Annotated in this window: 13 protein-coding genes and 1 riboswitch; all 13 genes read left to right on the forward strand. The window is 49.8% G+C overall.

The window, feature by feature from the left end; all coding sequences use genetic code 11:
• The first annotated feature begins 70 nt into the window (after window positions 1–70).
• The 13 genes from ABFC84_12565 (at window position 71) to ABFC84_12625 (ending at window position 15,718) form a co-directional block, all read left to right on the forward strand.
• Window positions 71–4,393 carry a TonB-dependent receptor gene (locus ABFC84_12565; GenBank protein ID MEN6413568.1) on the forward strand — a complete coding sequence of 1,441 codons (4,323 nt, stop codon included), beginning with the start codon at window positions 71–73 and terminating at the stop codon, window positions 4,391–4,393.
• A 65-nt stretch (window positions 4,394–4,458) separates the two neighbouring features.
• Window positions 4,459–5,052 carry a hypothetical protein gene (locus ABFC84_12570; protein ID MEN6413569.1) on the forward strand — a complete coding sequence of 198 codons (594 nt, stop codon included), beginning with the start codon at window positions 4,459–4,461 and terminating at the stop codon, window positions 5,050–5,052.
• 137 nt (window positions 5,053–5,189) lie between these two features.
• Window positions 5,190–5,645, forward strand: a complete 456-nt coding sequence (locus tag ABFC84_12575; GenBank protein ID MEN6413570.1) for a histidine kinase — start codon at window positions 5,190–5,192, stop codon at window positions 5,643–5,645.
• Window positions 5,646–5,663: 18 nt separating this feature from the next.
• On the forward strand, window positions 5,664–5,858 hold the full coding sequence (locus ABFC84_12580; protein ID MEN6413571.1) for a hypothetical protein: 195 nt from the start codon (window positions 5,664–5,666) through the stop codon (window positions 5,856–5,858).
• A gap of 6 nt (window positions 5,859–5,864) precedes the next feature.
• A complete protein-coding gene (locus ABFC84_12585; GenBank protein MEN6413572.1) occupies window positions 5,865–6,560 on the forward strand; it encodes a C1 family peptidase in 696 nt (231 codons plus the stop codon).
• 20 nt (window positions 6,561–6,580) lie between these two features.
• Window positions 6,581–7,708: a hypothetical protein gene (locus ABFC84_12590; GenBank protein MEN6413573.1), complete on the forward strand. Its 1,128-nt coding sequence runs from the start codon at window positions 6,581–6,583 to the stop codon at window positions 7,706–7,708.
• Between the two features lie 222 nt (window positions 7,709–7,930).
• Window positions 7,931–10,813: a TonB-dependent receptor gene (locus tag ABFC84_12595; protein ID MEN6413574.1), complete on the forward strand. Its 2,883-nt coding sequence runs from the start codon at window positions 7,931–7,933 to the stop codon at window positions 10,811–10,813.
• 91 nt (window positions 10,814–10,904) lie between these two features.
• Window positions 10,905–11,438 (forward strand): hypothetical protein, encoded by a 534-nt coding sequence (locus ABFC84_12600; protein ID MEN6413575.1) that lies wholly within the window; start codon window positions 10,905–10,907, stop codon window positions 11,436–11,438.
• Between the two features lie 123 nt (window positions 11,439–11,561).
• Window positions 11,562–12,053 (forward strand): hypothetical protein, encoded by a 492-nt coding sequence (locus tag ABFC84_12605; protein MEN6413576.1) that lies wholly within the window; start codon window positions 11,562–11,564, stop codon window positions 12,051–12,053.
• A gap of 134 nt (window positions 12,054–12,187) precedes the next feature.
• A complete protein-coding gene (locus ABFC84_12610; GenBank protein ID MEN6413577.1) occupies window positions 12,188–12,388 on the forward strand; it encodes a hypothetical protein in 201 nt (66 codons plus the stop codon).
• Window positions 12,378–12,644 carry a type II toxin-antitoxin system RelE/ParE family toxin gene (locus ABFC84_12615; protein MEN6413578.1) on the forward strand — a complete coding sequence of 89 codons (267 nt, stop codon included), beginning with the start codon at window positions 12,378–12,380 and terminating at the stop codon, window positions 12,642–12,644. Before ABFC84_12610 ends, ABFC84_12615 begins: the two co-directional genes overlap by 11 nt.
• Before the next feature lie 94 nt (window positions 12,645–12,738).
• Complete coding sequence (locus ABFC84_12620) at window positions 12,739–13,338, forward strand: DedA family protein (GenBank protein ID MEN6413579.1); 600 nt, start codon at window positions 12,739–12,741, stop codon at window positions 13,336–13,338.
• Between the two features lie 81 nt (window positions 13,339–13,419).
• Window positions 13,420–13,604, forward strand: a riboswitch (cobalamin riboswitch).
• Window positions 13,605–13,795: 191 nt separating this feature from the next.
• Entirely contained in the window at window positions 13,796–15,718 is a 1,923-nt protein-coding gene (locus ABFC84_12625) for a TonB-dependent receptor (protein MEN6413580.1), read from the forward strand.
• Window positions 15,719–15,883: the final 165 nt, after the last annotated feature.

Raw genomic sequence — 15,883 nt, forward strand, 5'->3', positions numbered from 1 at the left:
GACAGAACTTAGAAGAAGGGGCGGTAACTTCGCCCCTTCTTCTAAAGTATGCATCTGGGAGGGTGCCTTTTTGCAAAGAAAAAAACAGCGTAAAAAACCTATAGCGTGGAGCCTTAGAGCCTGTTCACTGGCGCTTTTGCTTACTACTTCGTATACATTGCCGCTGTATGCGTCTCAAACAGTTAATAATGAAAATGTTGATAGGACCATGGTCGGGAAAGCGGGGGATACCCACACCATATCCGGTACTGTGACAACCTATGCCACAGACACTCAGGATGGTGATTTAGATGCTGTGAATATGTATGCGGGCGAATATCAATCTGCCATAACCTTGCTCACCGGCAGTGTCTGGCGTCCGCTTGACGCGGCAGATTCAGCGGTTGTGAATGTTTATTCCTCCTTTCGAATGGAGTCGGGTTCCATGGTTGATCTGGCCTATAAATACAGCGCGGACAATGGCTATGTCGACAATATAGCGGCAGGATATACAACATGGCCAGTAGGGAGTACTGTGGGATCTGAGAAGGCTCCTTACCGTCAAATGAATATCACAAACGGCAAGTTTGGCGATGATCTTACCTTCCGCATCAATCTGGGCACACACCTTTCCACGCTTAACCCAGCAGGGACAAAATATGTTTACCGGGGTGGCTGTAGCGATTCCGTTACCCTGAAGAATCCAAGCCATATTGACGGTGTAACAACTTCGAATATTAAACTGGAATATGTACTGAATAAAAATTTTGCGGCAGGCTACAATTCAAATTTCTCCTGGTCAACTGTCGCCGATACAACGCTTAAAGGCGAAGTTGCCAATGTTTTTGGTATTACGAATGCTACCAAGAATCAAAGCCTAATGGACTCATTCCAAGTTACCGGGGAGGCAACCAATCAAGTTGACGGCGCTCTCAATAAGTATGATATTTCTACGGAACTGGTACAAACAACCAGTACTGCTAAAAGTAAATATTACAGTGTTACTTGGACAGCGCAAAAATCAAACTCTCTTTCCCAGGGAGCTTACTCTACCGCCAATGCAGCCCTTGCGACCCGCAATTTATGGCGGATTGAGGACGGCCTGTTCTGGAAGCGCGGCGACGACCGGCGGTTTGCCAACCGCGGCATTGCCAAGGACGATTTCAGTGACCGGGAAGGCGTGTGGACCAATACCTGGCGGGGAAAATACACTTATGACGGCGTGCAGAACTCCAGCTTTGGCCAGATGTACAGCGGCATCCAGGTCGGCTATGACAAGCTGCGGGACCGGGAACTGCTGGGCGGCAAGGTCTATACCGGACTGTTTTTCAGCAAAATGACCGCCGATGCTGATTTCAACGCCCAGAATACCGGCGGCGCTGCCTACAACAGCGGCAAAGGCGATCTGGACAGCACCGGCCTCGGCGCTTATATGCTCTGGGAAGGCAAAAAAGGACACTATCTGGATGCCATGGTGCGCTGGAGCAAAATCGACAATGGCTATACGTATACCGATTCCTTCGGCGACAGCTACCGGAAGGATTTTGACGCCAAAACCTACGGCATCGGCGCCCGTTACGGTTTGCGCATTGATAAAGGCAACGGCTGGTTTATGGAACCGCAGGTCGGCCTTTCCTACGGCATAATGCGCTCCTTTAATTTCCGTATGGACAACAGTTTAAAGTATTCCCAGGACCAGATGGACATGCTGATCGGCCGCGCCGGACTGTCCGTCGGCAAGAGCTACGGGCAGGGCGATCACACTGGCGAAGCGTATCTCAAGCTGACCGCCAATCATGACTTCATGGACGGCGGCAACGCCATGATGTACGCCATGCAGAACAGTACAAATCCAAGCCTGAATGACGTCGTTCTGGCCTCGCAAAAGGTGGACACCCTGGCCGGCAAGGACACCTGGTATGACGTGACGCTGGGCAGCAATTTCAAGCTGGGCGACAGCCGGGACGGCTGGCTGGAAGCCAATAAATCTTTCAGCGGCAAGGTCAACACCGACTGGCAGATTAACGGCGGTGTCGCCTGGCATTGGGGCGGTCCATCCAAAGTCAAAAAGGCGGCAGCGGTGAATACGGCTGTGCAGAGTCCGCTTGCGGACACCGCGAAGGAAGGCGCTGCCGTTGACAAAGGTGCAACCCCCAATTTGCCTGAGGGCAATGGTTCAGCGCCGCAGACGAATGCAGCCAACGGTGATAATGGCAATATGAACATTGCCGGCGCGGCTGAACCCATATCGCCCGGCGGCACCAATGCCACCGGGACAGCCGGTACGCTGCCGCCGGGCAGTACGGGTGAGTTTACGTTCGCTCCGGTAGTGGTCGAAGCCGCCCGGCCGGACTGGGAGAAAAAACTCTCGCCGGGAACGGTCTCCGTCATTGAGGTGCCGAAATACGCCGGCGAGCATAAGACATTGGCCGATCTGCTGCAAACGGTGCCCGGCGTTTATATCGACCGGATCTCCGGCGGCGGCACCGGCCATTATTCGACGGTGCGGGTGCGCGGCTCCTCGGCCAGCGAGGTCAATATCTACATGGACGGCGTTTTAGTGAATACCGGCAGCGAGCAGGCGGTCAACCTGGAAAACCTCAATATCGACAATGTGGAGCGCATCGAAGTCTATCGCGGCTATATCCCGGCCCGGTTTGCCGGGGCGGCCATGGGCGGTGCGATCAACATCGTGACGAAAAAACCGGATAAAACCGGCGGCAAGGTCAGCTGCGGCCTGCGGTCCTTCGGCGGCCAGAAATACAATTTGGAGACGACCGCTCCGGCCGGCGACGGCAGCCTGCTGCTGGCGGTTAACCGTGACCAGGCCAAAGGAGATTTTAAATATAATAAAATTGTGGATACGTATGATGTCATAAAATGGGGAATTGTAAATGGAAAGCAAGTTCCAGTAGAAACCTATCCGCTGACACGCTGGCGCCAGAACAACGGCTATGAGGATAACAACATCCTGGCCAAATGGCAGGATAAAAACTGGTTTGTGAAGCTGAACTATATCAATAATAAGACCCATACGCCGGGCAGCGTGAACGGCTACCTGATCGATGTGCCGGACAGTATGCTGCCGCCAGAGATCACAACTGCTAGTAAAGCGTTGCGTGCCGGCACGATTGATACGGAGAAAACCGAGCTGTCCTTCGGCCGCCGCCAGCAAAGCGGCAATGTGGAATGGGGTTGGAAGCTGGATGCCATTCACCAGAATAAAGACGCGTTATATTTGCGGTACGATAACGGCAACAGGGACATTGCCTTTGGAACCAATACCTTCCGCAACAATACCTATAACGCATCCGTTGACGGCACCTGGAAGATGGGGGAAAGCCACCTGCTGGAATTCCTGGCCACCGCCAGCAAGGAAACCATGAAGGTGCGCTTTACCGCCGACGATGCCTGGAGCACGAACTGGGGCAAGAAATTTGAGCAGTATTTCCTGCCGAAATACAATATGAGCAATTACTACCTCCAGCTCCAGGATACGATGAAACTGGACGATGCCGGCAGTCTGACCTTTACGCCCCTGGTGCGGGCCCAAAAATCCGATATCGGCATTGACGTGAAAGAAGGCGAAGGCTGGCTGTACAGCTATAACCTGGGCCTGAAGAAAAAGTGGAATGATCAATGGACCACCTGGGCCACCTATGGTACTTATAACAAACTGCCGAGTTGGTATGAACTGTTTGGCGATGGTGTCAATCTTGTGTCAAAATGGCATGAATATAACAGCATCGCTGAATGGAGTCCGGAAACGTCTGCGGAGCATGGGAAAAATTGGGATGTATCCGTTAACCGGACCGGAAAGATGTTCGGATCGGACAGCGATACCACCCTGACGTATTTCCACCGCAACTCGGAAAATCTGATGACGACTATGTTTAACCCCCTATACGGGGCAACCTGGTATGCGAATTACGGTGCCGGAAAGATTCAGGGGGTCGAGCTTAGCAGCAAAATGCATTGGGAAAAATTTGACTTTACGCTAAGCACGACATGGCAGGATTCTCTTACTACGAAAGGATATACCGCTTATGCGAATATGAGCATGACCAGCTGGCAGGGGCAGCCCTTCCCCTGGACGCCGGAGTGGACGGTCAACGCTCGTCTGGATTACCGTTTCCCCGGCAATAAGTTCAGCGTCTTCGGTGAATACAACTGGACGGATGAGCTAAGCTGGTACAATGGTTCGGGTTCAAGGTACTACTATGAAGCCATGGGGCTCTTCAATATCGGTATGAAGTATTCATTCAATAAGCAGTATAAACTGATTGCCGGTGTGAATGACATCGCCAACAAGGGGCCGAAACAATGTGTTGTTTACAGTGACAGCAATAGAAAAAATGTTGCCTATCCGCAGCAGGGCCGTACCTATTATATGACGGTGGAATATACATTCTGATGATGGCGCCGGGCGGCTGTTGTGTATCCGCCGCCCGGCCCAGAATCACTAAGGAGCGACTAAGGATGGATGGGAAACGTAAGTTGTTGATTCTTAAACTGGACCTTATCGACAGTATGCGGGAAATCGATGCGATCCGGCAAGCAGTTGCGCAGAAAGCCGCTGGTTTGGTAGAAGTGCGTGCTGTCGGCTGCGAAAAACCCGAGGACATCATAACTGCCGTTGCCGATGACCAGCCGGACTGGGTCCATATCGTCGGCCGCAGCAATGACGAAGCACTGATTTTTTCCGGCGGCAAAAGCGGGGAAAGTCAGTTTGACCGCATTCGTTTGCTGAAACATTTGCGCCGGGCGGTGCCGGGTCTTGCCTTGCTTACGCTGAACAGCAAGCTGGACAACCGGGATTTGGGCAATATGGGGCAGCTCCGGACCGTGATCGGCATGCAAGACGGCTACAATCCTTTAGCTTCCCGCCAGTTCATGCCCCGCTTTTACGCCAATATCTGTCTGGGAATGCCGCTGGCACCGGCCGCAAAAACCGCTATTGAAGGGATGCAGCCGGAAGTGGTTCAGCATGGCGGCATGCCGTCCATGTGCTTCAGCCGCAGCATTGACCCGGAAACCTTTCTATTTTTGCCAAGAGAAACGGCAGTGAATTAGCAGCGGGCTTGCCGCCTGGCGGCAGGCCATGGGATGACAGGCCCGGCAACCACCGGGCCTGTCATATATTTCTGCCTGCCCGGCAGAGTGATTTACGGTCTAAGCAATATTTTTAACAGAAGAGGAGCAATGACCCGATGGAAAATGGCAATATAAAAGCAAACAAGTTTCAGGAATTTTTAACAGCCGGTCGGCTTACCTGCTTTGGCGTACAGGAAATGAACGACGCGGTGCATACCGTACTCTTTCGCACCAATCTGGAGGTCGGCGGCCAGCAGCTGCCGGTCTTGTTCGTTACCGACGACAGCCTGTATGCGACGATCCAGGTGCGGGTCGTGCCGGCGGCCGTCCGGGACGGGAACAGCCACAGCGTCCTCACCTTTGTCAATGAACGGAACCGGACCTATAAGAACTTCAAGTATTTTATCGGCGAGGATAATTCCCTGATTTTGGATGTCTGTCTGACGGCTGAGCCGGAACAATTCGAACCGCAGCTTGTCAGTCTGACGCTTGACATCATCCTGCGGCACCTGACGGACGAATACCCGGTGATCATGCGTACAATCTGGGCCGGGGAAATCCCGCAGAGCTGAAAAAATGGAGGTATTGCGATGAAGCAGCATGTCATTCTTTCCGACAACAGAAAGGTAGGGACCGGCTGGCGGCCGCCCCTGCCGGATTTGCGCGACTATAACGAGTGTCATCCCAAGCTGCAGGAAGCCATAAAGAAGCTGGGGATCGATCCGGATGCCCCTTTGCCGGCCAAGACCGACCTGCGCCAGTGGTGCTCCCCCGTTCAGGACTAGGGGCAGCTGGGCGCCTGTACCGCCCACGCGGCGGCGGGCATTGTCGAATATTTCGAGAATCGCTCCTTTTCCCGGACTGTGACCGCCTCGCGGCTGTTCATCTACAAGAATGCCCGCAGCCTGGAGGGCGCGGCCGGCGACAGCGGCACGTACATCCGGGATACCATGGGGGCGCTGGCCCTCTGCGGCGTGCCGCCGGAAAAATACTGGCCCTATACCGACAAAGACCCGGATTTTGATAAGGAACCGACCGCCTTCGTCTATGCCATCGCCGACAATTATGAGGCGCTGCAGTATTTCCGCCATGACGCCGCCAGCGTCAATCCAACGCCGGCCGATGTGCTGGCGAGCGTGAAAAAGTATCTGGCTGCCGGTGTGCCGTCCATGTTCGGCTTTTACGGCTTCAACTCCATGGACGCATCCGATGTTCCCGGCGGCATTCCCGCCCCCGGCCCGGACGAGCAAGCCAGCTGGGGCCACGCCGTGGCCGCTTTCGGCTATGACGACGCACTCAAGATCAAAAATACCCAGTATAACCGGGAAACCACCGGCGCCCTCCTTATCCGCAACTCCTGGGGCAGCGATTGGGGCGACCATGGGTACGGCTGGCTGCCCTATGAATACGTTCTGAACAAGCTGGCCACGGATTTCTGGTCGCTTTTAAACATGGACTGGGTCGCCGCCGACCAGTTCGGCGTGTAGAGAACCGAGGAGGGATAAGCATGAGTTTGATCGACTGGTTTACCAATTTGTTTGTGAAGGAATCGAAGCACTATGTCTTTGCGCCGGCTGCATCCGACGTGGAAAAGATTGAGTTTCAGGAAGGGCAGCACTACTTCCGCCTGCGGCTGGCGGAAATGTTCTTAAAAGACGATCGTAAATTATTCCGCAGCTATGTTCCCGTTGTTTCTTCGGTCGCAGCGCTGCAATTCGGCTCTAATGATGCCCAGCAATTGCCCGGCTTGGCCGGTCCGCTGGCGCTGAATTTGAATGAAAGCTCCCTGGGACATGGCGTGGAGCTGAATTACGCCCTGACCAATCTGGTGCCCTATCGCGGCGGCAATGTGTCCATCAGCGCCGCCTTACTGGCCTATGTCAATAAAGACTATTTGCAGTCATTCCTAAGTCTCGCCAGCAGCATTTCCAGCCTGCTGACCATCGGCCAGCTGTCAACCACCCTTAAGGTGGTTGACAGCACGGTAAACGGCATTCAGGACCTGCTGGACGGCGGGGACAAAGACATCCGCCTGGTGTTTCACAATGAATATTCCGGTACGGACAGCCTGGGCGGCGTGTCCCTCACAAGCGGCTATTTTGCCGTCGTTGGCGCTGATGCCGGCAAATTTCAGCCGGAAAAACTGTTCGTCAAAAACTCGCAGCTTTGTTTCGGCGACGAGCAGTCATCGGCCAAGCCGCTCACCGGCTACGACTATATGCTGTTCAGCGTGGAAGCGGCGCTGTACCGGGACGACTTCCGCTATTTCACCGAATACAACAGTTTGCTTTATACCGCCATTGAAAAGGGCATGACGAATAAAAGCGAAGGCGACGCCGTTATCCAGGCGGCTATGCTGGCCGTATTCAAATCGGCTGATCTGACCTATGTCGATAAAACCCGGGTAGCGGCCGCGCTGAAACAAGAGTATGAAGAACGGCTCGCCGTCCTGCAGGACAAGGGGATCAAAGCCGCGGCCGGCATGACAAGCGAGTGGCTGAACGACCGGGCGCTGGCGATTGATCCGGAAGGGGTATGGCGGCAGATTTCGCCGCTTTTGGCTGAAAACGAGCCGGATGACGCGGCCATCGCCGGCAGGATTCTCGGCATGATCGGGAATGGTGAAATAGTCTGATTCATGCACCGGCTATGCGACGGAGTCTGATGATGCTTCGCCAGAAGAGCAGTGAAAATGAAATGCGAAGCATTATTTGCGTCCCCTTGCTCCTGCGTCCCCTTGCTCCTACAAAATAGAAAACGACAGAGGGGTAGAGAAGTATCGCATAGGATGAGAAAGTGACGACAAATGCATAAAGAGGTACAAGGATTATATAAAAAATTATTAAAGGGGCTTAGGATGAATAAAAAACGGTATTTAGAGAAGAAAATAGCTATTGCGCTGCTTTTGGGGCTAACCTGCGTAGGCTCAAATGCCTATGCGGAAGAAGACGGCACTCAGAATACGGCTGAACCAAAATATACACTGGAAGCAATAACGGTCGAGGCGAAACGGCCGGACTGGGAGAGCAAGCTGTCGCCCGGTACGGTGACGATTATCAGGCCTGACGATTATCAAGGCGAACAGAAAACATTGCCGGAACTCCTAAAGCAGGTACCGGGCGTGCACGTGCGCGAGCTTAACGGCAAAGGCCAGTATACCACCGTCAGCGTGCGCGGTTCCACGGCAGCGCAGGTAGGCGTATTTGTAGACGGAGTGCTGTTCAACCTTGGCGGGGATGCTGCGGCGGATATTTCCACGATTCCGGTCCAGAATGTCGAGCGCATCGAAGTGTACCGCGGTTATATTCCGGCGCGGTTCGGCGGTACCTTCATGGGCGGCGTGATTAATATCGTGACGAAGAGGCCGACGAAAGAGAATGTGCAGGCCAGCATCGGCCAAAGTTCCTTCGGCGGTTATAAGGGAAGTCTGCAGGTGGATGCTCCCTTGGGAAAAGGCAGCCTGATGGTGGGCGTCAATCACGAACAAAGTGACGGAGATTTCAAATACAAGAACTTTTCATATGATATTGATAAAAACTATCAACAATACATGATGACAGCTGCAAGCTATCAACAAAACACGATAAGTGAATACAATTCCGCTATGAAAAAGCTGGGTATTTATGATGAAAATGGTAATGTGCAAAAGTTGAAGCCAATTATATCTTCAGGAACAACAGCGGCAGATTATAAAAAGAACTATGAAGACAATTTTACGCTCCTGAAGACGGCTTGGGATAAGTATGATTCAAAAATAGAAGCTATATTGGCAGACAATGATGCTTTATTGTTAAAAGGCATCCAAAATAATAAATATTTTACAAATTATGATAATATAAATGCTCTTTATGATACTTCAGCAGTGAATCAGGCAAAGATGTATCAAAGTCTTGTTTCAGGGAATAAATTTAGAGTTAGTCTGTATACACTTAATCAGGCTGGCTACACGGTAACCGATTATAGCAGCTACATCAATGCCTATAACAGCTACAAGCAGACCAATTTTACCAGTATACAGGATATACTTGGCAATGATTGGAAAGACGGTACGCATGGAGCTGCTTTTAAGGATTTTCTGGAACGCTGGAAAGGCGACTCAGGGTTACGGCAAATAGAACAGCTTAAGGAAACCTATGAATTTGCCAAAAAATATTACGGTATGGCCGGCGAGGCATCAACGTCTGAACGTTGGCGTAAAGCGAATGACTATAAGAATACGGATGCCATTATCAAATGGCAGGATGACCATTGGCTGGCCAAGGCTACCTGGAAACAAATAGAGAGGCATCTGCCATATCCTTACAACAACAATTATGGTGATTTGCCTAGTGTAGATACGAACGCTGAATTTAATGATATTTTAGATATTTATTATCACCGCAATCAAAAACTGACAGCCAAAGAAGCGTTGCTGGGAAGGCGCGATACGGCAGGCAACCTGGAATGGGGCTGGAGCGTAAACTATCTGGACCAGAATAAAGACTATTATGTAGACAACTGGCAGTGGATAGACCAGAATGCAGGTGCTGTTCTCAATACCTACGCAGCCAACAGTCTGTGGAGCAAATTCGACAGCCGCCGTTTAGGCGTCAAGTTCGACGGCAGCTATAAGGCCGGCGACAAACATTTAATAGAGTTCTTACTAGACGGGTCCAAAGAAAAAATGGATATCGACGGCTGGCGCATGTTTGACTATAAAAATTCCAGCCAAGATACCAGAAAAAGATGGCGCAACTACTATGAACAAAAAATTTTTAATGCCCAAGTGCAGGATACCATCACTCTGAATGAAAAGAAAGACTTTTGGCTGACGCCGAGCGTCCGCTACAACAGGTCAACTATCTTGGGGCGCAGCGACAGGTATGATGCGGCAAACGATCCCCAGAAGGTAAAATGGTTCCATAAAGAAGACGTGCAAACAAATGATAAAGCGACATGGCAAATGGCTTTGAAAAAGAAGGTGAGTGACAACCTGACTATCAGGGCAACGGGCGGCACCTATTACAGACTGCTGAACATGTACGAAATCGCCGGTGACGGCGCGGGCATCTGGCCGATGCCGAATGTTGGCGGTACGGACAGCGTATTTCCATTGCCGGAAGAAGGGAGCCAGTGGGATTTGAGCGCCATTTGGGATGGCAAGGCTTTGGGGGCTGACAGCGCAAAATTCCAGCTGACCTATTTCGGACGGGATTCCGACCATCTGCTGCAATTGATGAGCCGGCATTTCTTCTTCTTCTACACGAATGCGGCCAAGGCAAAAGTCAACGGCCTAGAAATGCAGGCGGATATGTCCTGGCAGAAATGGGACCTTAACCTGCAGGCAACCTATACGAAGCCCAGTCATGTAAGCTACGACATGACTTGTCTGCCAGGTTATGACAAAAATACGACTTCCGGTTATCTGACGTATATACCGGAGTGGGAAGGCACAGTGCGCGTAACTTACCGTCCGAATACAAGCTGGAGCCTATTTACGCAGCTGCGTTATGTAGCCGATATGTACACTGACCCGATACCGCTTACTACAGGAGCAACTGAAAACCAGTCTTCCTTAACGGTTTGGGATCTGGGGGTCAAACACAAAATAGATAAATCATTCCAATTGTCAATGGGCGTCAACGATATATTTAACAAAGCAATTGACATGTATAAGAAAACTTATGAAGGCGAAGCGGTCAATATCCAGTACCCGATCCAAGGCCGTACTTACTATGCTACTTTGCAGTATAAATTCTGATTTGAATGCGGTTTGATAAAAGCTATGGCGAGCTGAGTTTGAGAAGCTTATTGTTGCAGCTGCCAGAGAATCGTTTGTTAAGGAGCGGAAAATGAAAAAAATAATAATCGTATTCTTAATGCTGTTGTGCATAGTTCCATCTTTTTCGGTCCAAGCAGCCGAAAATGCGGGAGAGCCTGGAACTAAAATTTGGGAGATGGAAGTTTCCCGGGAGAAAAAACTGACTCCGGCGGAGGAGGAGAGGGCGCGCTGGGCAGCAGTGTTTGCTAATGACATTGGTATCTATATGTTTGATTGCAAATCCCTAGTAATGGTTGAAAATAAGGGAAATGCTGTCAATGTTCTTGCGAGAACAATATTTAACAATCCCGAGGTCGTAAGTCGGTTGAATGAACAGTACAAAGCAAAACTTAAGGCCGATGATAAGGTTGGTTTCAGTGACATGGAGATGACATTTAATGTTGACAAAAGGCAGTATGCTGTGACAGAAACTAAACTCTACAGTGCTCAAGGAGTTTTGCTGGAAGATATAAAGACAAAAAAAATAGTATTCAAAGAGGTACCGGTTAAGACTTTTGCTGACTCTTTGTACGAAGTGACGAAAAGTTTTGCACGCAATCAGTAATAAACGAGTTTTGTTTGTAGCGGCTGCCTGATTGATTAATAATACGAGAAATACTTTTGACATATCATTGCCTCCCCGCTTTGGCAATGATAAAATGAAATCAGGGGAAACAGGAGGTGCAGCATGAACAGCGAAGACTTCCAAAAGCTTGTGCTTGAACAGCTTACCGGCTTGACAAACGGCCAAACGCAATTAAAAGCAGAGGTTTCCGGCCTGAAGGAAGCAGTCACCGGTATTAAGGGAGAGGTTTCCAGCCTCAAAGAAGAGGTTGCCGGTATCAAAGGAGAGGTTTCCGGCCTCAAGGAAGAGGTCGCCGGTATCAAGGGAGAGGTTTCCGACCTCAAGGAAGAGGTCGCCGGTATCCGCAGTCGGCAGGATGAAAGCAGCGCTTTCATTAAAGCACTGCTGCATAATACAGAGGTGGCCAACGCGAAGATCGACCACCTTGCCGCCGATACATTGAGCAAGGATGCGGTTGCCAATTTAGCTGGCAAAGAGGATATTGCTCAGCTTGCCACTAAACAGGATATTGTCGAATTGAATGCCAAAATTGATCTTTTGAATAACCGCCTGTTAAATCAGGAAAAGGATATTTACCTGCTGAAGAAAGCGTAATCGCGATATATACGCCGTACTTCCTTATTGTCGATGGAGACGGAAAAATCCGCTTTTGCGGTGTAAGGGAGATGGTGTGATTTGTAACGCTTTATGCTATAATATGCATACAAAGCAGTATGGGAGTGATGACGATGCTGGCGGTGAAAAGAAAGCTCATAAACATTATCCGGTATATGCCTGAGGAAAAACTCAACCGGCTAGTAAAAATTGCCGACGAAATGGATGATGAACTGACACCGGAAGAAATCGCCGCGATCAAAGAAGGAGAAGCGCAAATCGCCCGCGGGGAGACTATTTCTTTGAGCGAACTGCGTAAACGATATGATGTATGATGTGGAGTTGTCGCGGAATGCAGAACATTGTATGGACCGCCTTGACCAGGTAACGCCCAAAAGAATGATTCTCGCCTTAGACCGGTTGGTTAAGGATCCGTTCATGGCCCCTAACGTAAAGCCCCTGAAAGGTCAGGCAGACCACTACCGGCTGCGGGTAGGTGATTGGCGCATCATCTACCGTATCCAGGAAGAGCGCCTGCTGATTTCTGTTATCTCGATTATTGGTTCCCGCGGGGACGTATATAAAAAATAGCCTGATGCCCGGCACCGGAGCCGTCAAGCCGGGGATTCCGGGTAAATATTTAATCCCCTTCTCAGCCATAATAAATAGCTGGGGAGGGGATCGCTTGTTTGACTGGATTATTGACTTTTTAAGCAGTCTGGGATTGCCGGGGGTGTTTGCCGGAGTTTTTTTAGAAGCAATAGGACTTCCTTTTCCCGGCAGTGTGCTGGTGGCTTTTGCCGGCTTTTTATCCAGGCAGGGGGAGTTTAGTATTATTGCCGCCTGGCTGGTTTCTCTGCTTGGCTATCTGCTGGGCTCCCTTTCTGCCTTTCTGCTGGGGCGCCGTATGGGAGAACCTTTTATAAAGCGATGGGGGAGATATATTAGATTAAACCCGGAACGCATCGGCAAGGCACAGAAACTTTTGCAGAAATCGGCGCCGCTGTATGTGATCGGCGGTCGCTTTCTGCCAACGATCGGCAATGTGACTCCCTATATAGCCGGCATCAGCGGTATTTCTATTGTCAATTTTCTTATCTACGACATGATACATGCAATTCTTTGGCTGACTGTATTTTTAAGTGCCGGAGCCGTGATGGGCAGCAACTGGCAAATAATCACAGCTAACCCATGGCTTAAGTGGGCTGCCCTCGGCGGCGGTTTATTGATATTGGTTTATGTGGTTAGGGATTTATTTTCTGCGGGCAGTAAAAATAAGGAATGAATTTGACAAAAATTAGTATAAAATTAGGTTTTTCTTGACAAAGAAGATTTTTTCTTTTAGGATTATATGTAAAAGTGAAAAATTTCATATATTGGTACAGGTGCCCAATAGGGCTTAATAGGGAAGTCCGGTGCGAAGCCGGCGCGGTCCCGCCACTGTAATGGAGAGCAATCCCCGGGATATACCACTGGAACGAAAGTTTTGGGAAGGTAGGGGAAAAGCGATGATCCGGAGCCAGGAGAACTGCCTGTATGTCGATCACCGTTATGACCTGCGATGGATGGGGAGGGGATTTGCACAGCAGTTTAGCCTTTTTTAGTTGTGCTCATTTCGTCCCGGCGTTTTTAACGCCGGGATTTTTACTAAAGTTTTGTTACAAAACCGTCCTTCGTTTGAATAGAAGGGAGGTTTATTTTTTTCGCTTTATTGAAATTTATTTCGTACAGGGAGGTACTCTATGATGCTTAAACAGAAAATGAAGTCAAAACCGCAAACACGGCTTGCGGCCCTGCTTATGGCCGCGCTTATGGTTTCCGGTACGGCTTATGCCGAAACAGCCAATACGAATGAATCCCGGGAGTTTTCATTCGATCAAATGGTTATTACCGCCCAGCGGTATGAAAAGCGGGATTTGGACACACCGGCCATGGTGAAGGTGTATACGGAGGAACAGCTGAAAAATACAGGCGCCAATACAGTGATTGAGGCCTTAAAATTCAGCGAGGGACTTATTTATAATTCCCAGGGACCCAATGGACAATCCATATCGACAATGACCAGCAAGGTCGTTATCCGGGGACAGGAAAAAGGAACATTGATTCTGATTGACGGTGTGCCGATGAATCTTAGAGGCTTATACAGTTTGGAAGATATGCCTGTTGACGATGTGGAAAAGATTGAGGTCATGAAAGGCGGCGGAGCTGTTCTTTATGGCAGCGATGCCACCGGCGGGGTCATCAATATTATTACCAAGAAGAAACGCACCGATTCTGTTAAGTTTTCCGGCGGCAGTGATGATAAGCAAAAACACAGTCTCAGTTTGCAGGCCGGTAAATTAGGCTTTGGCTATAACTATGACAAACTGGGGAAAGTGGATAGGTACGGCGAAGGCTTCGATAAAAAGACAGGTGCTCTTACTTCCTATTCCGACTTAAAAAAAAGTGAAAAAAATATGACCAGCTGGAACTACCAGTTTGATAAAAACTGGTCGGTTTCCCAGCTTTACAGTACGGACAGATATGGCTACCAGACGACCAGCTGTAAAACCGGAAAACTGACTACCGACAATGATTATGATACAACGCAGGACCGGCTGTTTTTGCGCTATGATTCTCCGGCTGTAAAAGGGACGATTTACAATAATTATCGTACGATCCGAAGCAGCAAGCTGGGGTCTGCCAGCTGGGCGCAAAGCGAGGATAAAACTCAGGGACTTGATTTGCAAAAAGAATTTTCTTTTGGCACCGACAAACTGATTTTTGGCGGCAGTGCCCAGAAAGAATTTTACAATAGCGGGACAGCCGGGACAAAAGAATATGACCGGATGGTCTATTCGGTATTTACCAACTGGAATCATCCTTTAAGTGATATGACCAATATTACCCTGTCGGCCAGAGAAACATGGACCGGCAGCGAGGAAAACGACCATAATTACAGTAAGTTTACGCCGCAGGTTCAGTTATTGCGTAAGCTTGACAAGGAAACAAGCGCCTATGCCAGTGTGGGACAATCTTTTATTATGCCGACATTTGCCCAATTGTACGGACAGACAACCCAAGTAAAAGGAGATCCCAATATTAAGCCGCAAACCGGAACGCATTATGAGATCGGCCTTAAAAAAATTAACGAAAGCCATGCCTGGCGGCTAGCTGCTTTTCATTATAAAATCGATGATTTTATCAGCACCAACACAAGCGATCCGAACCAGTGGTATACGGAAAATGAAAATCAAAAAGATACTGGCGTGGAATTGTCCTGCGACATCAACGGGACAAACGGCTGGAGCTTCAACTGGGGAGTTACCTGGCAGAACCTGCAGGTACAATCATCCAGTGTTAAGCAAAATACTCCCTGGGTCAATAAATACGGCAAATGGCTGGTGAACGGCGGTGTCAACTATAGCAAGGATAAATGGACGGCCAGCTTGATGGGCAATTATCTGGCGGACAGAACCCTGGAAAACAATTATAATCCGAAAGGCGTGAAGCCTATGTTTCTGACCTCTATGCGATTGGCCTATAAACCGGTAAAAGAGCAGGAAGTCTATCTGACTATCGATAATTTGCTGGACCGCAGGGATGTTACCACTCACTCTTCAGCCACTTCCGCCTATTACACGCCGGAACGCTCGTTTGAACTGGGGTATCGTTTCATTTTTTAATGAACCAGGCGCCGGAACCGTCAAGCTGCAGGTTCAGAGTATGAAAGGGCTGCAGCGTTTCCCTATGGCCTACACTGACGAGTGTTAATGCAGGCATAAATTTTTCTAGCAGCAGGTACTCAGTTTTTGCGGGGCGGTAAGACTGCCGGAAGTTATTCGTGAAAC

This window comes from Veillonellales bacterium (assembly GCA_039680175.1).
Classification (GTDB): Bacteria; Bacillota; Negativicutes; order JAAYSF01; family JAAYSF01; genus JBDKTO01.

Bases quoted from the DNA above. Each gene is read 5' to 3' on its own strand.
- ABFC84_12570 (MEN6413569.1), top strand. From the start codon at position 4,459: ATGGATGGGAAACGTAAGTTGTTGATTCTTAAACTGGACCTTATCGAC.
- ABFC84_12575 (MEN6413570.1), top strand. From the start codon at position 5,190: ATGGAAAATGGCAATATAAAAGCAAACAAGTTTCAGGAATTTTTAACA.
- ABFC84_12580 (MEN6413571.1), top strand. From the start codon at position 5,664: ATGAAGCAGCATGTCATTCTTTCCGACAACAGAAAGGTAGGGACCGGC.
- ABFC84_12590 (MEN6413573.1), top strand. From the start codon at position 6,581: ATGAGTTTGATCGACTGGTTTACCAATTTGTTTGTGAAGGAATCGAAG.
- ABFC84_12595 (MEN6413574.1), top strand. From the start codon at position 7,931: ATGAATAAAAAACGGTATTTAGAGAAGAAAATAGCTATTGCGCTGCTT.
- ABFC84_12600 (MEN6413575.1), top strand. From the start codon at position 10,905: ATGAAAAAAATAATAATCGTATTCTTAATGCTGTTGTGCATAGTTCCA.
- ABFC84_12605 (MEN6413576.1), top strand. From the start codon at position 11,562: ATGAACAGCGAAGACTTCCAAAAGCTTGTGCTTGAACAGCTTACCGGC.
- ABFC84_12610 (MEN6413577.1), top strand. From the start codon at position 12,188: ATGCTGGCGGTGAAAAGAAAGCTCATAAACATTATCCGGTATATGCCT.
- ABFC84_12615 (MEN6413578.1), top strand. From the start codon at position 12,378: ATGATGTATGATGTGGAGTTGTCGCGGAATGCAGAACATTGTATGGAC.
- ABFC84_12625 (MEN6413580.1), top strand. From the start codon at position 13,796: ATGATGCTTAAACAGAAAATGAAGTCAAAACCGCAAACACGGCTTGCG.